The 18375-nt window shown below is 66.8% G+C and carries 32 protein-coding genes; all 32 read right to left on the bottom strand.

All coding sequences use genetic code 11. The features are described from left to right. Positions 1-80 precede the first annotated feature (80 nt). The 32 genes from truA to rpsJ all read right to left on the bottom strand — a co-directional run bounded on the left by truA (position 81) and on the right by rpsJ (position 17869). Positions 81-947 (bottom strand): tRNA pseudouridine(38-40) synthase TruA, encoded by an 867-nt coding sequence (gene truA / locus ABZU99_RS14515; RefSeq protein ID WP_356043020.1) that lies wholly within the window; start codon positions 945-947, stop codon positions 81-83. A 78-nt stretch (positions 948-1025) separates the two neighbouring features. Continuing rightward, a complete protein-coding gene (rplQ, locus tag ABZU99_RS14510) occupies positions 1026-1562 on the bottom strand; it encodes a 50S ribosomal protein L17 (protein ID WP_355940337.1) in 537 nt (178 codons plus the stop codon). A gap of 93 nt (positions 1563-1655) precedes the next feature. Further along, positions 1656-2678, bottom strand: coding sequence for a DNA-directed RNA polymerase subunit alpha (locus ABZU99_RS14505; RefSeq protein WP_355940334.1), 1023 nt, complete (start codon positions 2676-2678; stop codon positions 1656-1658). A gap of 125 nt (positions 2679-2803) precedes the next feature. Beyond that, entirely contained in the window at positions 2804-3430 is a 627-nt protein-coding gene (rpsD, locus tag ABZU99_RS14500) for a 30S ribosomal protein S4 (RefSeq protein ID WP_355940332.1), read from the bottom strand. Positions 3431-3457: 27 nt separating this feature from the next. Further along, a complete protein-coding gene (gene rpsK / locus ABZU99_RS14495) occupies positions 3458-3862 on the bottom strand; it encodes a 30S ribosomal protein S11 (RefSeq protein WP_009715860.1) in 405 nt (134 codons plus the stop codon). Positions 3863-3928: 66 nt separating this feature from the next. Beyond that, entirely contained in the window at positions 3929-4309 is a 381-nt protein-coding gene (gene rpsM, locus ABZU99_RS14490; protein ID WP_254746245.1) for a 30S ribosomal protein S13, read from the bottom strand. 197 nt (positions 4310-4506) lie between these two features. Then, positions 4507-4620, bottom strand: a complete 114-nt coding sequence (gene rpmJ, locus ABZU99_RS14485) for a 50S ribosomal protein L36 (RefSeq protein WP_003956441.1) — start codon at positions 4618-4620, stop codon at positions 4507-4509. A 27-nt stretch (positions 4621-4647) separates the two neighbouring features. Next, the gene (gene infA / locus ABZU99_RS14480) at positions 4648-4869 is read right to left on the bottom strand and encodes a translation initiation factor IF-1 (RefSeq protein ID WP_003956442.1); all 222 of its coding nucleotides are present in this window, start codon (positions 4867-4869) and stop codon (positions 4648-4650) included. Positions 4870-5013: 144 nt separating this feature from the next. Next, positions 5014-5850: a type I methionyl aminopeptidase gene (gene map, locus ABZU99_RS14475; RefSeq protein WP_355940329.1), complete on the bottom strand. Its 837-nt coding sequence runs from the start codon at positions 5848-5850 to the stop codon at positions 5014-5016. 95 nt (positions 5851-5945) lie between these two features. Continuing rightward, positions 5946-6611, bottom strand: coding sequence for an adenylate kinase (locus tag ABZU99_RS14470; protein ID WP_355940326.1), 666 nt, complete (start codon positions 6609-6611; stop codon positions 5946-5948). After that, entirely contained in the window at positions 6611-7924 is a 1314-nt protein-coding gene (gene secY / locus ABZU99_RS14465; protein ID WP_355940323.1) for a preprotein translocase subunit SecY, read from the bottom strand. The genes ABZU99_RS14470 and secY overlap by 1 nt, the downstream gene beginning before the upstream one ends. Before the next feature lie 204 nt (positions 7925-8128). Next, positions 8129-8593 carry a 50S ribosomal protein L15 gene (gene rplO, locus ABZU99_RS14460; protein ID WP_356043014.1) on the bottom strand — a complete coding sequence of 155 codons (465 nt, stop codon included), beginning with the start codon at positions 8591-8593 and terminating at the stop codon, positions 8129-8131. Position 8594: 1 nt separating this feature from the next. Further along, complete coding sequence (rpmD, locus tag ABZU99_RS14455) at positions 8595-8777, bottom strand: 50S ribosomal protein L30 (protein ID WP_037952898.1); 183 nt, start codon at positions 8775-8777, stop codon at positions 8595-8597. A gap of 2 nt (positions 8778-8779) precedes the next feature. Then, on the bottom strand, positions 8780-9385 hold the full coding sequence (gene rpsE / locus ABZU99_RS14450) for a 30S ribosomal protein S5 (RefSeq protein ID WP_311726664.1): 606 nt from the start codon (positions 9383-9385) through the stop codon (positions 8780-8782). 47 nt (positions 9386-9432) lie between these two features. Further along, positions 9433-9816, bottom strand: coding sequence for a 50S ribosomal protein L18 (gene rplR / locus ABZU99_RS14445; protein WP_355940318.1), 384 nt, complete (start codon positions 9814-9816; stop codon positions 9433-9435). A gap of 3 nt (positions 9817-9819) precedes the next feature. Continuing rightward, the gene (gene rplF, locus ABZU99_RS14440; RefSeq protein ID WP_355940315.1) at positions 9820-10359 is read right to left on the bottom strand and encodes a 50S ribosomal protein L6; all 540 of its coding nucleotides are present in this window, start codon (positions 10357-10359) and stop codon (positions 9820-9822) included. A gap of 20 nt (positions 10360-10379) precedes the next feature. Then, the gene (gene rpsH, locus ABZU99_RS14435) at positions 10380-10778 is read right to left on the bottom strand and encodes a 30S ribosomal protein S8 (protein WP_089509690.1); all 399 of its coding nucleotides are present in this window, start codon (positions 10776-10778) and stop codon (positions 10380-10382) included. 262 nt (positions 10779-11040) lie between these two features. Then, complete coding sequence (locus tag ABZU99_RS14430) at positions 11041-11226, bottom strand: type Z 30S ribosomal protein S14 (protein ID WP_003948630.1); 186 nt, start codon at positions 11224-11226, stop codon at positions 11041-11043. A 3-nt stretch (positions 11227-11229) separates the two neighbouring features. Next, positions 11230-11790 carry a 50S ribosomal protein L5 gene (gene rplE / locus ABZU99_RS14425; protein WP_355940311.1) on the bottom strand — a complete coding sequence of 187 codons (561 nt, stop codon included), beginning with the start codon at positions 11788-11790 and terminating at the stop codon, positions 11230-11232. Continuing rightward, entirely contained in the window at positions 11790-12113 is a 324-nt protein-coding gene (gene rplX, locus ABZU99_RS14420; RefSeq protein ID WP_014054173.1) for a 50S ribosomal protein L24, read from the bottom strand. Before rplX ends, rplE begins: the two co-directional genes overlap by 1 nt. A gap of 3 nt (positions 12114-12116) precedes the next feature. Continuing rightward, positions 12117-12485, bottom strand: coding sequence for a 50S ribosomal protein L14 (gene rplN / locus ABZU99_RS14415; RefSeq protein ID WP_003998823.1), 369 nt, complete (start codon positions 12483-12485; stop codon positions 12117-12119). A 100-nt stretch (positions 12486-12585) separates the two neighbouring features. Further along, entirely contained in the window at positions 12586-12873 is a 288-nt protein-coding gene (gene rpsQ, locus ABZU99_RS14410; protein WP_014054172.1) for a 30S ribosomal protein S17, read from the bottom strand. Continuing rightward, a complete protein-coding gene (gene rpmC / locus ABZU99_RS14405) occupies positions 12873-13097 on the bottom strand; it encodes a 50S ribosomal protein L29 (RefSeq protein WP_009715874.1) in 225 nt (74 codons plus the stop codon). Before rpmC ends, rpsQ begins: the two co-directional genes overlap by 1 nt. Then, positions 13097-13516 (bottom strand): 50S ribosomal protein L16, encoded by a 420-nt coding sequence (rplP, locus tag ABZU99_RS14400; protein WP_009715875.1) that lies wholly within the window; start codon positions 13514-13516, stop codon positions 13097-13099. Before rplP ends, rpmC begins: the two co-directional genes overlap by 1 nt. Positions 13517-13521: 5 nt before the next feature. Further along, positions 13522-14343, bottom strand: coding sequence for a 30S ribosomal protein S3 (gene rpsC / locus ABZU99_RS14395; protein WP_355940306.1), 822 nt, complete (start codon positions 14341-14343; stop codon positions 13522-13524). Next, positions 14343-14690: a 50S ribosomal protein L22 gene (gene rplV / locus ABZU99_RS14390; RefSeq protein ID WP_014054168.1), complete on the bottom strand. Its 348-nt coding sequence runs from the start codon at positions 14688-14690 to the stop codon at positions 14343-14345. The genes rpsC and rplV overlap by 1 nt, the downstream gene beginning before the upstream one ends. Before the next feature lie 44 nt (positions 14691-14734). Beyond that, positions 14735-15016, bottom strand: coding sequence for a 30S ribosomal protein S19 (gene rpsS, locus ABZU99_RS14385; RefSeq protein WP_030016988.1), 282 nt, complete (start codon positions 15014-15016; stop codon positions 14735-14737). Positions 15017-15028: 12 nt separating this feature from the next. Beyond that, entirely contained in the window at positions 15029-15865 is an 837-nt protein-coding gene (gene rplB, locus ABZU99_RS14380) for a 50S ribosomal protein L2 (RefSeq protein WP_355940303.1), read from the bottom strand. A gap of 47 nt (positions 15866-15912) precedes the next feature. Continuing rightward, the gene (gene rplW, locus ABZU99_RS14375; protein WP_355940301.1) at positions 15913-16239 is read right to left on the bottom strand and encodes a 50S ribosomal protein L23; all 327 of its coding nucleotides are present in this window, start codon (positions 16237-16239) and stop codon (positions 15913-15915) included. Next, positions 16239-16895 carry a 50S ribosomal protein L4 gene (gene rplD / locus ABZU99_RS14370; protein WP_355940298.1) on the bottom strand — a complete coding sequence of 219 codons (657 nt, stop codon included), beginning with the start codon at positions 16893-16895 and terminating at the stop codon, positions 16239-16241. The genes rplW and rplD overlap by 1 nt, the downstream gene beginning before the upstream one ends. Positions 16896-16902: 7 nt before the next feature. Next, positions 16903-17547 (bottom strand): 50S ribosomal protein L3, encoded by a 645-nt coding sequence (gene rplC / locus ABZU99_RS14365; protein ID WP_355940295.1) that lies wholly within the window; start codon positions 17545-17547, stop codon positions 16903-16905. 13 nt (positions 17548-17560) lie between these two features. Beyond that, complete coding sequence (rpsJ, locus tag ABZU99_RS14360) at positions 17561-17869, bottom strand: 30S ribosomal protein S10 (RefSeq protein ID WP_003948644.1); 309 nt, start codon at positions 17867-17869, stop codon at positions 17561-17563. Positions 17870-18375 lie beyond the last annotated feature (506 nt).

The raw sequence follows: 18375 nt of genomic DNA, 5'->3' as shown, positions 1-18375 counted from the left end.
ATCCACCGGGGCTCCCGAAAAGCGCGTCAGCCTACGCGGCCGCGAGTACCCACTGATCGCCCCCGTACACCCCCGAGCGGTCAGCAACAGCCCGAGCCGATGGCCGTCGCGCCCGGGAGGGAGCGCTTGTTGCGGGACTCACGGTTTCGGGCGGCGAGTTGGCCGTCGGCCGGGTAGCCGACCTCTTCGAGGGTGAGGCCGTGCGGGCGCACGACATGGACCGCCGAGTCGCGGACTGCCGCGGAGAGGACCTTGGCCGGCCAGTCCGGCGGGCGATGGCCGTCGCCCACGAACAGGAGCGCTCCGACCAGCGAGCGGACCATGTTGTGGCAGAAGGCGTCGGCGCGCACCGTCGCGGTGATGATGCCGTCCGCACCACGCTCCCAGCTCAGCCGCTGGAGGGTGCGGATGGTGGTGGCGCCGTCCCGCTTCTTGCAGTACGCGGCGAAGTCGTGCTCGCCCAGCAGCCGCTCGGACGCCTCGTTCATGGCGTCCACGTCAAGCGGCCAGTCGTGCCACAGCACATGGCCGCGCAGCAGCGGGTCGACCCCGCCGGGGTGGTCGGTGACGCGATAGGCGTAGCGACGCCAGATCGCGGAAAAGCGCGCGTTGAAGCCGGGCGGGGCCTCGGCGATACGCCAGACGCGGATGTCATGGGGCAGCCGGCCGGCCAGCCGGCGCGACAGCTTGTCCTTGTGCTCGGCCCACAGCGGCTCCGGCAGATCGACATGCGCGACCTGACCGCGGGCGTGCACCCCGGCGTCGGTGCGGCCCGCGACCGTCAGCTCATAGGTCTCGGACGAACGCGTCACCGTGCGCAGGGCGCTCTCCAGCTCGCCCTGCACCGTGCGCCGTTCGCGCTGCTTGGCCCAGCCGGAGAAGTCCTTGCCGTCGTAGGCCAGGTCCAGACGTATCCGCACGAAGCCGGGCGCCACCTCGTCACTCACCACAGTTCCTCTCGAACGCGGAAGGGGCCCGCCCCCGGAATCCCGGGGGGCGGGCCCATCCGTGCCTGGTCAGACGCCTCAGGCGTCCTTCCCGCTCTCATCAGCCGCGTCCGCGGCAGGCTCGGCCGGAGCCTCGGTGGCCTCGGCAGCCGGGGCCTCGTCCTTCTTGAGGTCCGCGACGGCCTGGTCGCCGGCAGCGTCCTTGGCGGAGCGCTTGGTGGCGGCCTCGGCCTCGCCGACAGCGGCCTGCTGCACGGTCAGCGCCTCGACCAGCTCGATGACCGCCATCGGGGCGTTGTCGCCACGACGGTTACCGATCTTGGTGATGCGGGTGTAGCCACCCGGCCGGTTCTCGTAGCGGGGCGCGATCTCGGTGAAGAGAGTGTGCACCACGCTCTTGTCCGTGATCGTCTGCAGCACCAGGCGACGGTTGTGGATGTCGCCCTTCTTCGCCTTGGTGACGAGCTTCTCCGCGACCGGACGCAGACGGCGCGCCTTGGCCTCGGTGGTGGTGATGCGGCCGTGCTCGAACAGCGCCTTCGCGAGGTTCGCGAGGAGCAGCCGCTCGTGCGCGGCGCTGCCGCCCAGACGGGCACCCTTGGCGGGCTTCGGCATGGTGTTTCTCCTTGATGTCTGCACCGGCCGTATCAGGTACCGGTGTCAGTTACCGGCGGGCGGTCACCCGCCGGAAGTGTGTGACCCGTCGGGTCAGTACTGCTCGGTCTCCACGAACCCGGCGTCCGCGTCGTCGTCGGCGCCGAAGGCGTCGGCGGCGGCGGTCGGGTCGAATCCGGGCGGGCTGTCCTTGAGGGCCAGGCCCATGCCGGCCAGCTTCGCCTTGACCTCGTCGATCGACTTGGCGCCGAAGTTGCGGATGTCGAGCAGGTCCGCCTCGGAGCGGGCGACGAGCTCGCCCACCGAGTGGATGCCCTCACGCTTGAGGCAGTTGTACGAGCGGACGGTGAGCTCGAGCTCCTCGATCGGCAGCGCCAGATCGGCGGCCAGGGCGGCGTCCGTCGGGGACGGGCCCATGTCGATGCCCTCGGCGTCCACGTTCAGCTCGCGGGCCAGACCGAACAGCTCGACCAGGGTCTTACCGGCCGACGCCATGGCGTCACGCGGACGCATGGCCTGCTTGGTCTCGACATCGACGATCAGCTTGTCGAAGTCGGTGCGCTGCTCGACACGGGTCGCCTCGACCTTGTAGGTGACCTTGAGCACCGGCGAGTAGATGGAGTCGACCGGGATCCGGCCGATCTCCTGGCCCGCCTGCTTGTTCTGCACGGCGGAGACGTAGCCGCGACCGCGCTCGACGGTCAGCTCCATCTCCAGCTTGCCCTTGCCGTTCAGCGTGGCGAGGACGAGGTCGGGGTTGTGCACCTCGACACCGGCCGGCGGGGCGATGTCCGCGGCGGTGACCAGGCCGGGGCCCTGCTTGCGCAGGTACATCACGACCGGCTCGTCGTGCTCCGAGGAGACGACCAGCTGCTTGATGTTGAGGATCAGGTCGGTGACGTCCTCCTTGACGCCCGGCACGGTGGTGAACTCGTGCAGGACACCGTCGATCCGGATGGACGTGACCGCCGCACCGGGGATCGAGGAGAGGAGCGTACGACGCAGGGAGTTTCCGAGGGTGTAGCCGAAGCCCGGCTCCAGCGGCTCGATCACGAACCGGGAGCGGAACTCGTCGACGACCTCTTCGGTCAGGGACGGACGCTGAGCGATCAGCATGGGTTTTGCCTCCAGTCTCCGGCGCCCGCTATTTGACGCCGAACCCTTCAATAGTACGGGCGGTACGTGCCCAATGGCGCCGTACCGCCCGTATCGCATGCACTACTCGCAGTACTACCGCAGTACTACTTCGAGTAGAGCTCGACGATCAGCTGCTCCTGCACCTGGGTGTCGATCACCTGACGCTCGGGCATGGAGTGCACGAGGATCCGCAGCTGCGACGGAATGGCCTCCAGCCACGCCGGCACGGTGCGCTCGCCGGCCTCGGCCTGAGCCACCTGGAAGGGGGTCATGGTCCGGGACTTCGGGCGAACCTCGATGATGTCGTTCACGGCGACGCGAGCCGACGGGATGTCGGTCTTGCGGCCGTTCACGTTGATGTGGCCGTGGCGGACCAGCTGACGGGCGTGGTCGCGGGACTTGGCAAAGCCGGCCCGGTAAACCACGTTGTCGAGGCGGGTCTCGAGGATGCGAAGCAGGTTCTCACCGGTCTTGCCGGTCTTCCGGTTCGCCTCCGCGTAGTAGCCACGGAACTGCTTCTCAAGGACGCCGTAGATGCGGGTCGCCTTCTGCTTCTCACGGAGCTGCAGCAGGTACTCGCTGTCCTTGGTGCGCCCGCGACCGTGCTCACCCGGGGGGTAAGGACGGATCTCGATCGGGCACTTCGCGCTCTCGCACTTGCTCCCCTTGAGGAAGAGCTTCTGCTTCTCCCGACGGCAACGCTTGCAGTCGGCCCCGGTGTAACGCGCCATTGTCTAGTTATCTCCTACTTCGGCTGGTCAGACGCGCCGGCGCTTGGGCGGGCGGCATCCGTTGTGCGGAGTCGGAGTGACGTCCTGGATCGAACCCACCTCCAGGCCGGTGGCCTGGAGCGAGCGGATCGCGGTCTCACGGCCGGAGCCCGGACCCTTGACGAACACGTCGACCTTGCGCATGCCGTGCTCCTGCGCGCGGCGGGCAGCCGACTCGGCGGCCATCTGCGCGGCGAACGGAGTGGACTTGCGCGAGCCCTTGAAGCCGACGTGGCCGGCGGAGGCCCAAGAGATCACATTCCCGGTCGGGTCGGTGATCGAGACGATGGTGTTGTTGAACGTGCTCTTGATGTGAGCGTGCCCGTGGGCGACGTTCTTCTTTTCCTTGCGGCGCACCTTCTTGGCGCCGGCCGTCCTGCTCTTCGGAGGCATTCCTGAATTCTCCCGTGGAGGTGGTCGGTCCTACAGCTCGGACCGCTTGGCAGCGTCCGGTGAGGACTACTTCTTGCCCGGCTTCTTCTTACCGGCGATCGCGCGACGCGGGCCCTTGCGGGTGCGGGCGTTGGTGCTGGTGCGCTGGCCGTGGACGGGCAGGCCGCGGCGGTGGCGCAGACCCTGGTAGCAGCCGATCTCCACCTTGCGGCGGATATCGGCCTGGATCTCACGACGGAGGTCACCCTCGGTCTTGAAGTTGTTGTCCACGTACTCGCGGAGCTTGACCAGGTCCTCTTCGGCCAGGTCACGAACGCGGGTGTCCGGGTTCACACCGGTGTTGGCGAGCGTCTGCTGGGCAAGGGTGCGACCGATGCCGAAGACGTAGGTGAGGGCGACCTCGACGCGCTTTTCGCGCGGGAGGTCAACGCCTGCGAGGCGTGCCATGAATCTGGCTCCAGATGGTTGTCGGAGGTCTTCCGCAGCACCGCTCCCGGCCGCCGTTCACCACGGCTCCCGGGTCCCCGGCCTCCGACCGGGGGTGTCGTCCCCGCGAGGCGGGAACGGGTGACTGCGTATGTACATACAGTTATGCGTCGCGCGAAGATTGCTGCGAGTGGTGCAGGTCTATCGGCCGGCGTGCGTCAGCCCTGGCGCTGCTTGTGGCGCAGGTTGTCGCAGATGACCATGACCCGGCCGTGGCGGCGGATCACCTTGCACTTGTCGCAGATCTTCTTGACGCTCGGCTTGACCTTCATGGTGTGAGGTTCTCCGGGTCGTGAGATCTACTTGTAGCGGTAGACGATCCGTCCGCGCGTGAGGTCGTACGGAGACAGCTCCACCACGACCCGGTCATCGGGCAGGATGCGGATGTAGTGCATACGCATCTTGCCGCTGATGTGCGCGAGGACCTTGTGACCGTTCTGAAGCTCCACCTTGAACATCGCGTTCGGCAGAGACTCAATCACGGTGCCCTCGATTTCGATGGCGCCTTGCTTCTTGGCCATGTCCTGCTTTCGGGATCGGCTACCTTGATCGGCTCGCAACATGCGGGAGGGCATGCGTGAGCCGACGTGTCAGTCTACGTCAGCGCATCCCGAAACACGAATCCGGGGCAGCATGCCCCGATCGGGAGATCATTATGCCGAGCTTCATGCGAGCGGGTCGGGCGCGGTGTCGATCCCCAGCTCCGCAAGCTTGGCCTTGCCGCCGTCCACGGCGGTCAGCACCAGCGGGCCCTCCTCGGTCAGCGCGACCGAGTGCTCCCAGTGGCTGGACCAGGTCGCGTCGTCCGTCTTGACGGTCCAGTCGTCCGACAGGACGTGCGTCTTCGCGGTGCCGAGGCTCACCATGGGCTCGATCGCGATGCAGAAGCCGGGGACCAGCTTGGGGCCCTTGCCGCGCTTCTTGGAGACATAGTTCAGCAGATGCGGGTCCATGTGCATCTGCGAGCCGATGCCGTGGCCGCCGTAGTCCTCGATGATCCCGTACTTGCCGGAGGCGGGACGCGGCTGGCGGCGGATGTAGCCCTCGATGGCCTTGGAGATGTCGATCAGCCGGTTGCCTTTGCGGACCGCGGCGATCCCCGCCCACATCGACTCCTCGGTGACCCGGCTCAGCTCATGCAGCTCCGGTGCGTGACCGGTGCCGACGAAGGCGGTGAAGGCGGCGTCGCCGTGCCAGCCGTCCACGATCGCGCCCGCGTCGATGGAGATGATGTCGCCGTCCTTCAGGACGGTCTCCCGGTCCGGGATGCCGTGCACCACGACGTCGTTCACCGAGGTGCAGATGGTCGCGGGGAAGCCGCCGTAACCCAGGAAGTTCGACTTGGCGCCGTGGTCGGCGAGCACCTTGCGGGCGACGTCGTCCAGGTCCTTGGTGGTGGCGCCGGGAACGGCCGCCTCACGCGTCGCCTGGTGGATGGCGGCGACCACCAGCCCCGCCTCGCGCATCTTCGCGATCTGCTCGGCGGTCTTGATCTCCACCATCACTCAACCTTCCGCGGTCCATCGGTTCTGCTCAACAGTACGGCCGCGACGCCCCTTATGGGCGCCGCGGCCGTCACACGACTCTCGTCAGGCCCTCAAGCCGCTTCGGCGGCCTTGGCTTTCAGGGCGTCCATGGCCCGCTGGGTGACCTCCGCCACCTTGCCGAGCGCCGGGATGGTCACGACCAGGCCCTTGGCCTTGTAGTAGTCGATGATCGGCTCGGTCTCGCGGTGGTAGACCTCCAGTCGCTTGCGGACCGTTTCCTCACTGTCGTCCTCGCGCTGGTACAGCTCACCGCCGCAGTCGTCGCACACGCCCTCGGTCTCGGGCTTCTTGTACTCCACATGGAAGGTGTGCGAGCTCTGGTTGCGGCAGGTGCGGCGGCCGGCGATCCGCTTGACCACCTCGTCCTCCGGGACCTCAAGGTCCAGCACCGCGTCCAGCGTCTGGTCCTGGTCCCCCAGATGCGTGTCGAGCGCCTCGGCCTGGTTCAGATTCCGCGGGAAGCCGTCGAGCAGGAAGCCGTTCGCGGCGTCCGGCTGGGCCATCCGGTCCTCGGCCATGCCGATGGTGACCTCGTCCGGTACGAGCTGCCCGGCCCGCATGTACTCCTGCGCCTGCTTGCCGAGCGGTGTGCCCTGGCTGATGTTGGCACGGAAGAGGTCTCCCGTGGAGATATGCGGGATCGACAGGTTATCGGCCAGGTACGCGGCCTGCGTACCCTTGCCGGCTCCGGGCGGCCCGACGAGGACGATTCGCATCAGCGGAGGAACCCTTCGTAGTGTCGCTGCTGAAGCTGGCTCTCGATCTGCTTCACGGTCTCCAGGCCGACACCCACGATGATCAGGATGCTCGTGCCACCGAACGGGAAGTTCTGATTGGCGTTGAGCGTCACCAGGGCCACCGTGGGCACCAGGGCGATCAAGCCCAGATAGAGCGCACCCGGCCACGTGATGCGGTTCAGCACGTAGCTCAGATACTCAGCAGTGGGACGACCAGCCCGAATGCCCGGGATGAACCCACCATACTTCTTCATGTTGTCGGCAACTTCTTCGGGGTTGAAGCTGATGGCGACGTAGAAGAAGGCGAAGAAAACGATCAGCAGGAAGTACGTGGCGATATAGATCGGGTGATCGCCCTTGACGAAGTTCTGAGAGATCCAGGTCGCCCAGGCCGCCTTGGAATTGGAGAACTGAACAATCAGCGCCGGGATGTAGAGCAGGGACGACGCGAAGATGACGGGGATCACACCCGCCTGGTTGACCTTCATCGGGATGTAGGTGGAGGTGCCGCCGTACGAGCGACGGCCGATCATCCGCTTGGCGTACTGCACCGGGATCCGGCGCTGGGCCTGCTCGACGAAGACCACCAGGCCGACCATGGCCAGGCCGCACAGGACGACCAGGCCGAACTCCAGCCAGCCGCCCATGATCTTGCCCTGCTGCTTGATGCTCCACATGGCGCTGGGGAAACCGGCGGCGATGGAGACGAACATCAGGATGGACATGCCGTTGCCGATGCCGCGGTCGGTGACCAGCTCACCGAGCCACATGATCAGCGCGGTGCCCGCGGTCATCGTGATGACCATCACGGCGGTGGTGAAGATCGAGTCGTCCCGGACGATCTGGCCGCCGACCGGGCAGCTCTGGAAGAGCGCACCACTGCGGGCGGTGGCCACCAGGCCGGTGCCCTGCAGAATCGCCAGCGCGACAGTCAGATAGCGGGTGTACTGCGTGATCTTCGCCTGACCGGACTGACCCTCCTTCTTGAGGGCCTCGAGACGCGGGATCACCACGGTCAGCAGCTGCAGGATGATGCTCGCCGTGATGTACGGCATGATTCCGAGCGCGAAGATGGTGATCTGGAGCAGTGCGCCACCACTGAACATGTTGACCAGGCCGAACAGCCCCTGCTGGCCCTTGGCGAGGTCCATGCACGTCTGGACGTTCTTGTAGTCGATGCCCGGGATCGGGACGTGTTGCCCGAGCCGGAAGAGCACGATGATGCCCAGCGTGAACAGCAGCTTCTTGCGCAGGTCGGGCGTCTTGAACGCCCGGGCGAACGCGGTGAGCACGGTGCCTCCTGCGCCCCCCGCGTGCATGCGCGAGAGGTGACGGTCTTGAGGATCGACGAATACTTATCAGCCAGGACCCACGCGGACACGCACCGCGCGGAAGGTAATAACGCCAGCCACCTTACCGGCGACCCGGCCCCGCTTGGAACGACCAACCGGGGATGCCCCGTATTTGGGGCATCCCCGGCCAGTTTCGCACGTTGCTCAGACGAGCTCGGTGACGCTGCCACCGGCGGCGGTGATCTTCTCCTTGGCGGAGCCGGAGACGGCGTCGACCGTCACCTGGAGTGCCACGGAGACCTCACCGGTGCCCAGCACCTTGACGAGCTGGTTCTTGCGCACCGCACCCTTGGCGACCAGATCGGCCACCGTGACCTCGCCACCCTGCGGGTAGAGCTCGGCCAGCTTGTCCAGGTTCACGACCTGGTACTCGGTGCGGAACGGGTTCTTGAAGCCCTTGAGCTTCGGGAGCCGCATGTGGAGGGGCATCTGCCCGCCCTCGAAGCGCTCCGGAACCTGGTAGCGGGCCTTGGTGCCCTTGGTGCCACGACCAGCGGTCTTACCCTTGGACGCCTCACCACGACCGACACGGGTCTTGGCGGTCTTGGCGCCCGGGGCGGGCCGGAGGTTGTGGACCTTCAGCGGCTTATTCGCCGAAGACTCGGCCATCTCAGTCGACCTCCTCAACCGTCACGAGATGCCGCACGGTCTGCGCCATGCCGCGGAACTCGGGGCGGTCCTCCTTGACAACCACGTCGCCGAGCTTCTTCAGCCCGAGCGAACGCAGCGTGTCGCGGTGGTTCTGCTTGCTGCCGATGTAGGACTTCGTCTGCGTGATCTTCAGGCGGGCCATGCTCACGCACCCACCCCGGCACGCGCCCGCAGCAGAGCGGCGGGGGCGACGTCCTCCAGCGGCAGACCTCGGCGGGCGGCGATCTCCTCGGGACGCTGAAGTCCCTGGAGGGCCGTCACCGTGGCATGCACGATGTTGATCGGGTTCGACGAGCCGAGCGACTTGCTGAGCACGTCGTGGATGCCCGCGCACTCCAGCACGGCGCGCACCGGGCCACCGGCGATCACACCGGTACCGGGGGACGCCGGCTTGAGCAGCACGACGCCCGCGGCCTTCTCGCCCTGAATCGGGTGCGGGATGGTGCCGGCGATCCGGGGGACCTTGAAGAAGTGCTTCTTGGCCTCCTCCACGCCCTTGGCGATCGCGGCCGGCACCTCCTTGGCCTTGCCGTAACCGACACCCACGGTGCCGTCACCGTCGCCCACCACGACCAGCGCGGTGAAGCTGAAGCGACGACCACCCTTCACAACCTTGGCGACGCGGTTGATCGCGACAACACGCTCGACGTAGGCGGTCTTTTCGGCAGCTGCGCCGCCGTCCCGCCGGTCCTTCCGGTCCCGCCGCTCGCCGCCACCGGCGCCGCCACCGCGGCGCTGGGGTCCAGCCATTGGATTTACCTCTCTCGTTTACGTCCGCTTTGCGTAGGAACCGGGGCCTAGAACTTCAGCCCGGCTTCGCGGGCGGCGTCCGCCAGAGCGGCAATCCGCCCGGCGTACTGGTTACCACCGCGGTCGAACACGACGGCCTCGATACCCGCGGCCTTCGCTCGCTCGGCCACCAGGGCGCCGACCTGCTTGGCCTGCGCGCTCTTGTCGCTGTCACCGCCACGGATGGAGGTGTCGAGGGTCGACGCGGAGGCCAGGGTGTGGCCTGCGATGTCGTCGATGACCTGCGCCACCATGTGACGGTTGGACCGCGTCACGACGAGGCGGGGACGCTCCGGCGTACCGGAGATCCGCTTACGGACGCGGATGTGACGGCGCTTGATGGCAGCGGCCTTGCGCGCGTTGCCCTTAGCGATCTTCACACCGTATGCCATGGCTTACTTACCAGCCTTTCCGACCTTGCGGCGGATGACCTCGCCCGCGTACTTGACGCCCTTGGCCTTGTACGGGTCGGGCTTGCGCAGCTTGCGGATGTTCGCGGCGACCTCGCCGACCTTCTGCTTGTCGATGCCCTCGACGCTCAGCTTGGTCGGGGACTCCACCTTGAAGGTGATGCCCTCCGGTGCCTCGACCAGGATCGGGTGGCTGTAGCCCAGGGAGAACTCCAGGTTGGAGCCCTTCGCCTGGACGCGGTAACCGACACCGCTGATCTCGAGCGCCTTGCTGTAGCCCTGGGTCACGCCGGTGATCATGTTCGCCACCAGCGTGCGGGACAGGCCGTGCAGGGCCTTGTTCTGACGCTCGTCGTTCGGGCGGGTGACAACGAGGTTGTTGTCCTCACCCTTGGCGACCTCGATGGGCGCCGCGACGGTGTGCGAGAGAGAGCCCTTGGGACCCTTCACAGCGACCGTACGGCCATCGATGGTGACGTCCACACCAGCGGGAACCTGGATGGGCAGCTTGCCAATGCGCGACATGTGCTTCCTCCGTTCCCTGGTTACCAGACGTAGGCGAGGACTTCCCCACCCACGCCCTTCTTGCCGGCCTGCTTGTCGGTGAGGAGCCCGTGCGACGTGGAGATGATCGCCACGCCCAGGCCGCCGAGCACCTTCGGCAGGTTGGTGGACTTTGCGTAGACCCGCAGGCCCGGCTTCGAGATCCGCTTGATGCCGGCGATCGAGCGCTCGCGGTTCGGGCCGAACTTCAGCTCGAGGACGAGGCTCTTGCCGACCTCGGCGTCCTCGACCTTCCAGCCGGTGATGTAGCCCTCCTGCTGGAGGATCTCCGCGATGTGCGACTTGATCTTGCTGTGGGGCATCACGACGGAGTCGTGGTACGCCGAGTTCGCGTTTCGCAGACGCGTCAGCATGTCTGCGATCGGATCGGTCATGGTCATGATGGCCTTCGGCCTCTCTCGCCGGGGTTTCCTATCTGCGCCATCCCTCTCACCCACTCACGGTGGGCACGGGTGCGGCGCGGGGACCTACGGCGTAGTAAGGATTCTGGGCGGCGAGCGCCCAACCCTTCCACTCTACGGGAGTGGGAGGGCGGGGCCCGCCATCCATTTGCTTACCGAGAGCCCGGTACCAGCCCAAAATTCAATCCTGTCGCCCGCCAGGGCGCCCGTTGAGGGCGGTGGTGGGAGACGGGTGGGCTGATTACCAGGAGCTCTTGGTCACGCCCGGCAGCTCGCCACGGTGAGCCATCTCACGAAGGCACACGCGGCACAGGCCGAACTTGCGGTACACGGAATGCGGACGTCCGCAGCGCTGGCAGCGCGTGTACCCGCGCACGCCGAACTTGGGCTTGCGGGCGGCCTTGGCAATAAGAGCCTTCTTCGCCACGGCTCACGCCTCCTTGAACGGGAAGCCGAGGTGACGCAGCAGGGCCCGGCCCTCTTCGTCGTTGGTCGCCGTGGTCACCACGGTGATGTCCATACCCCGGACGCGGTCGATCTTGTCCTGGTCGATCTCGTGGAACATGACCTGCTCCGTGAGACCGAAGGTGTAGTTGCCCCGGCCGTCGAACTGCTTCGGCGACAGGCCGCGGAAGTCGCGGATACGGGGCAGCGCGAGCGACACCAGGCGGTCCAGGAACTCCCACATGCGGTCACCGCGGAGGGTGACGTGGGCACCGATCGGCTGACCCTCACGCAGCTTGAACTGCGCGATGGACTTCCGGGCCTTGGTGACGGCCGGCTTCTGGCCGGTGATCGTGGCGAGGTCGCGGATGGCGCCCTCGATCAGCTTGGAGTCGCGGGCGGCGTCGCCCACACCCATGTTGACCACGACCTTGGTCAGACCCGGGATCTGCATGACGTTCTCGAAGGAGAACTGCTCCTGCAGCTTGCCCTGGATCTCTTCGCGGTAGCGCGTCTTGAGACGCGGTGCAGTGGTGGTGGCAGTCATCAGATGTCCTCACCGGTCCGCTTGGCAACGCGGATCTTGTTGCCCTCGTCGTCGAACCGGTATCCGACGCGGGTGACGACCTTGTTGCCGTCCTTCTCCACCACGAGCTGAACGTTGCTCACGTGGATCGGGGCCTCGGTCGTCACGATGCCGCCGGTCTTCGACCCACGAGCGGTCTGTCCGGCCTTGGTGTGCTTCTTGACCCGGTTGACACCCTCGACCAGGACGCGGTCCTCGCGGGGGAAGGCCGCGATGACCTTGCCCTGCTTGCCCTTGTCCTTACCGGTGATGACCTGGACCAGGTCGCCCTTCTTGATCTTCATCGGTTACAGCACCTCCGGCGCGAGCGAGATGATCTTCATGAACTTCTTCTCGCGCAGCTCACGGCCCACCGGGCCGAAGATACGGGTGCCGCGGGGGTCGCCATCGTTCTTGAGGATGACGGCCGCGTTCTCGTCGAAGCGGATGTACGAACCGTCCGGGCGGCGGCGCTCCTTGACGGTGCGCACGATGACCGCCTTGACGACGTCACCCTTCTTCACGTTGCCACCGGGGATCGCATCCTTGACGGTGGCGACGATGACGTCACCAATGCCCGCGTAGCGGCGACCGGAGCCACCGAGAACACGGATGCAAAGGATCTCCTTCGCGCCCGTGTTGTCGGCGACGCGCAGTCGCGACTCCTGCTGGATCACGTCTATCTCCTGATCGTCTGCCGGTTCCCGGCAGGGGCTTGATGTATCAAGCCCCTGCCGAGCCTGGCGGAACTGTCCTGCGTGCTGCTGCCCGCAGGAATTACTTGGCCTTCTCGAGGATCTCGACGACGCGCCAGCGCTTGGTCGCGGACAGCGGCCGGGTCTCCATGAGGAGGACGCGGTCGCCGACACCCGCGGCGTTCTGCTCGTCGTGCGCCTTGAGCTTGTTGGTACGGCGGATGACCTTGCCGTACAGCGCGTGCTTGACCCGGTCCTCGACGGCGACGACGACGGTCTTGTCCATCTTGTCGCTGACGACCAGACCCTCACGGGTCTTGCGGAAGCCGCGGTTCTGCGTTGCGTTCTCAGTCACATTCGTCTCGCTCATCAGGCGCTCTCCACCGTCTCGATGCCGAGCTCGCGCTCCCGCATCAGGGTGTAGATCCGGGCGATGTCCTTGCGGACGGCCTTCAGCCGGCCGTGGTTCTCGAGCTGTCCGGTCGCCGCCTGGAAGCGGAGGTTGAACAGCTCTTCCTTGGCCTCACGCAGCTTCCCAACGAGGTCCTCGTTGTTGAGCTCACGCAGCTCGGACGCCTTGGTACCGGCCGCCATCACGACTCACCTGCCTCGCGCCGCACGATCCGGCACTTCATCGGGAGCTTGTGAGCAGCGCGGGTGAGCGCCTCACGCGCAGTCTTCTCGTTCGGGTAGGACAGCTCGAACATCACCCGACCGGGCTTGACGTTCGCGACCCACCACTCCGGCGAGCCCTTACCGGAACCCATGCGGGTCTCGGCAGGCTTCTTCGTCAGCGGACGGTCCGGGTAGATGTTGATCCAGACCTTGCCGCCACGCTTGATGTGGCGGGTCATCGCGATACGAGCGGCCTCGATCTGACGGTTGGTGACGTACGCCGGCGTCACGGCCTGAATGCCGTACTCGCCGAACGCCAGCTCCGTACCGCCCTTGGCCATGCCGGACCGCTTCGGGTGGTGCTGCTTGCGGTGCTTGACCCTGCGAGGGATCAGCATGTCGGTCAGGCCTCCGTTCCGGTGCTCTCAGCAGCCGGAGCAGCAGCAGCCTCGGCCTTGGGGGCCTCGCTCTGCGCCTGCTGCTGCGGCTTACGGCCACGGCCACCGCGCTCGCCACCACGGCGCTGCGGGCGGTCGCTGCCACCACGCGACGGGCGGTTGCCGGCGCGGGCGGCGGCGTTCTCGGCGCGGACCTCGGCGATGTTCTTGACGTCGCCCTTGTAGATCCACACCTTGACGCCGATGCGGCCGAAGGTCGTACGGGCCTCGAAGAAGCCGTAGTCGACGTTCGCACGGAGCGTGTGCAGGGGCACGCGGCCCTCGCGGTAGAACTCCGAGCGGGACATCTCGGCGCCGCCGAGACGGCCACCACACTGGATCTTGATGCCCTTGGCACCGGCCTTCATCGAGCTCTGCATCGACTTGCGCATCGCACGACGGAAGGAGACGCGGGAGGAGAGCTGCTCGGCGACGGCCTGGGCCACCAGCTGAGCGTCCACCTCGGGGTTCTTGACCTCGAGGATGTTCAGCTGCACCTGCTTGCCGGTGAGCTTCTCCAGCTCGCCGCGGATACGGTCGGCCTCCGCGCCGCGACGGCCGATGACGATGCCCGGCCGGGCGGTGTGGATGTCGACGCGGACGCGGTCACGGGTGCGCTCGATCTCCACCTTGGAGATACCGGCGCGCTCCATGCCCTTCGTCATCATCCGGCGGATGGCGACGTCTTCCTTGACGTAGTCCTTGTACAGCTTGTCGGCGTACCACCGGGACTTGAAGTCCGTGGTGATGCCGAGCCGGAACCCGTGCGGGTTAACCTTCTGGCCCATTACCGGGTTCCTTCCTTGCTGCTGACGACCACGGTGATGTGGCTGGTCCGCTTGCGGATCCGGTAGGCGCGGCCCTGGGCGCGCGGACGGAACCGCTTCAGGGTCGGGCCCTCGTCGACGTATGCCTCGGAGATGACGAGGCTGTCGGCGTCGGTGTGGTCGTAGTTGTGCGCGGCGTTGGCGATGGCGCTGTCAAGCACCTTGCCGACCGGCACGCTCGCGGCCTGCGGGGCGAAACGCAGGACCGCCTGAGCCTCCGTGGCGCTCATGCCACGGATGAGGTCCACCACGCGGCGGGCCTTCATGGGCGTGACGCGGATGTACCGCGCCTGGGCCCTGGCTTCCATGGTTGTCCCTTCGGTGTCAGTCATAGTCTTCGCAACTCCGCCGATCAGCGACGACGCGACTTGCGGTCGTCCTTCTCGTGGCCGCGGAAGGTGCGGGTCGGCGCGAACTCGCCGAGCTTGTGGCCGACCATCGACTCGGTGACGAACACCGGGACGTGCTTGCGGCCGTCGTGCACCGCGATCGTGTGGCCGAGCATGGCCGGGACGATCATCGAGCGGCGGGACCAGGTCTTGATGACGTTCTTGGTGCCGGCTTCGTTCTGCGTGTCCACCTTCTTGCTCAGGTGGTCGTCGACGAAGGGCCCCTTCTTGAGACTACGCGGCATCTAAACCCGCTCCTAGCGCTTCTTGTTCGTCTTGCGGCGGCGGACGATGTACTTGTTGCTGGCCTTCTTCGGCGAGCGCGTACGGCCCTCCTTCTGACCCCACGGCGAGACCGGGTGGCGACCACCGGAGGTCTTGCCCTCACCACCACCGTGCGGGTGGTCGACGGGGTTCATGACCACACCACGAACGGTCGGGCGGACGCCCTTCCAGCGCATGCGGCCGGCCTTGCCCCAGTTGATGTTCGACTGCTCGGCGTTGCCGACCTCGCCAACGGTGGCGCGGCAGCGGACGTCGACCAGGCGGATCTCACCGGACGGCATACGAAGGTGGGCCATGGAGCCCTCCTTCGCCAGCAGCTGCACGGAGGCACCCGCGGAGCGGGCGAACTTCGCGCCGCCGCCGGGCCGCAGCTCGATGGCGTGGATCGTGGTACCGACCGGGATGTTGCGCAGCGCCAGGTTGTTACCGGGCTTGATGTCGGCACCGGGGCCGTTCTCAATCCGGTCGCCCTGCGACAGGCCGCGCGGCGCGATGATGTAGCGCTTCTCGCCGTCGGCGTAGTGCAGCAGCGCGATGCGCGCGGTGCGGTTGGGGTCGTATTCGATGTGCGCGACCTTCGCCGGGACGCCGTCCTTGTCGTGACGGCGGAAGTCGATCACGCGGTACGCACGCTTGTGACCGCCACCCTGGTGGCGGACCGTGATGCGGCCGGCGTTGTTACGACCACCCTTGCTGTGCAGCGGGCGGACCAGCGACTTCTCCGGCGTGTCCCGCGTGATCTCGACGAAGTCGGCGACGCTGGAGCCACGACGGCCCGGGGTCGTCGGCTTGTACTTGCGGATACCCATTTCTCAGTCCTCGGAAGATTCCGGACTTCTGGACGCTCCGATCTCCGTTAGGAGACCGGGCCGCCGAAGATGTCGATACGGTCGCCCTCGGCGAGGGTCACGATGGCGCGCTTGGTGTCCTTGCGCTTGCCGTAGCCGGTCTTGGTCCGCTTGCGCTTGCCCTGCCGGTTGATCGTGTTTACCCCGGTGACCTTGACCGAGAAGACCGCCTCGACGGCCTGCTTGATCTGGGTCTTGTTGGCGCCGGGCGCGACGATGAACGTGTACTTGTTCTCGTCGAGCAGCGCGTAGCTCTTCTCCGAGACCACCGGCTTGACGAGAACGTCGCGGGGGTCCGTGAAGGTCTTGCTGGTGACAGCGGTCGCCTCACTCATCAGGCGGCGCTCCCTTCGGTCTCAGCGGCCTTGGCCTTGGGACCAGCCACGAAGGACTCGAAGGCGGCCTTGGTGAAGACCAGGTCGTCGGAGACGAGCACGTCGTACGTGTTCAGCTGGCCCGGCTCCAGGATGTGCACCTGGGGCAGGTTGCGGGCGGACAGCCACGCGGCCTCGTCGCTCCGCTCGGCGACCACGAGCACGTTCTTGCGCTCGCTGATCTTGCCCAGCAGGTTCTTCGCGGCCTTGGTGGAGATGTCGCCGTCCACCAGAGCGGTCACGACGTGAATACGGTCGTGGCGCGCCCGGTCGGAGAGAGCACCGCGCAGGGCGGCGGCCTTCATCTTCTTCGGGGTGCGCTGCGAGTAGTCACGCGGCACGGGGCCGTGGACGACGCCACCGCCGGCGAACTGCGGCGCGCGGGTCGAGCCCTGGCGGGCGCGGCCGGTGCCCTTCTGGCGGTACGGCTTCTTGCCACCGCCACGGACCTCGCCGCGGGTCTTGGTCTTGTGCGTGCCCTGGCGGGCAGCGGCCAGCTGGGCGACGACGACCTGGTGGATCAGCGGAATGCTGACCTGCGCGTCGAAGATCTCCGCGGGGAGCTCGACGGTCCCGGCCTCATCGCCTGCCGGCGAAAGGATGTTAATGGTGCTCATCGTTACCTCAGGCCCCCTTGGCCGCGGTACGGACCAGGACGAGGCCGCCGTTCGGACCAGGAACCGCTCCCTTGATCAGGAGCAGACCCTTCTCCGCGTCAACGGCGTGGACGGTCAGGTTCTGGGTGGTGACCCGCTCGTTGCCCATGCGGCCGGCCATGCGCAGGCCCTTGAACACGCGGCCCGGGGTGGCGCAGCCACCGATGGAGCCCGGCGAGCGGTGCTTGCGCTGGGTGCCGTGGCCGGCGCCGAGACCGGCGAAGCCGTGGCGCTTCATGACACCGGCGGTGCCCTTGCCCTTGCTGGTGCCGGTCACATCGACCTTCACACCGGACTCGAACACCTCGGCCTTGACCTCCTGGCCGAGCGTGTACTCGCTGCTGTCAGCGGTACGCAGCTCCACAAGGTGGCGGCGCGGGGTCACGTCGGCCTTGGCGAAGTGGCCCTTGAGGGGCTTGTTCACCTTGCGCGGGTCGATCTCGCCGAAGGCGATCTGGACGGCGTTGTAGCCGTCCGCGTCAGCGGTACGGACCTGGGTCACGACGCAGGGACCGGCCTTGACGACGGTGACCGGGACGACACGGTTGTTCTCGTCCCACACCTGCGTCATGCCGAGCTTCTCGCCCAGGACGCCCTTGATCTGCTTAGCCATCTCGCGCGTCACCTCAGAGCTTGATCTCGATGTCGACGCCCGCCGGCAGGTCGAGACGCATGAGCGAGTCAACGGTCTTCGGCGTGGGGTCGAGGATGTCGATGAGGCGCTTGTGCGTACGCATCTCGAAGTGCTCGCGCGAGTCCTTGTACTTGTGCGGCGACTTGATGACGCAGTACACGTTCTTCTCTGTGGGCAGCGGCACCGGGCCCGCGACCGACGCACCAGTGCGGGTCACCGTCTCGACGATCTTCTTCGCCGAGGAGTCGATGACCTCGTGGTCGTAGGCCTTGAGCCGGATGCGGATCTTCTGTCCCGCCATGGCTACTTCGTAGTCCTGTCTCTCGTAACGCTCTGGGACCCGGTGGCGTTCGCGGCCCTCCCCGTCCACCCCCGACCCACGCGGTCGGGCGTGTCGCGCCCCTTCTTCCAAATCTCCACACGGGAAATCCCTGAGGAAGGGGGTTGTGGGGGAAGGTCACCCACCGGGCGCCTGGCTGGGGCCCCGCTGACACTTCCCGGAAGATTCCCGTACTTCCGCCCCTGAGCAGGGACGACGAGTACTGCGGGACTCGCTTCCAGTCCTCCCGGCGGGAGGCGCGCAGCATTGGTACTCAACCGAGCAACCTGGTTAGTGTGCCATACAGGGCACTGAGGTCGCGAATCGGGCCGGAGACTTTACCCCGGTGTCGCCCCGTCCAACCTTCGGGCCCGCTTCTCCCTCATGGTGCGGCAGAGTGCGCCGAGGCACAAAGCCGAGCACGAAAAGAGCCACCGGGCTGGGCTCCGTTTGGACCGCGGCCGCCACCGGCTGGGCTACATACGATC

It is taken from the genome of Streptomyces sp. NPDC005266 (genome assembly GCF_040607655.1).
Lineage (GTDB): Bacteria > Actinomycetota > Actinomycetes > Streptomycetales > Streptomycetaceae > Streptomyces.
The sequence above is the reverse complement of the archived record's forward strand: the minus strand, read 5'-3'. Positions and strand labels throughout refer to the sequence as shown.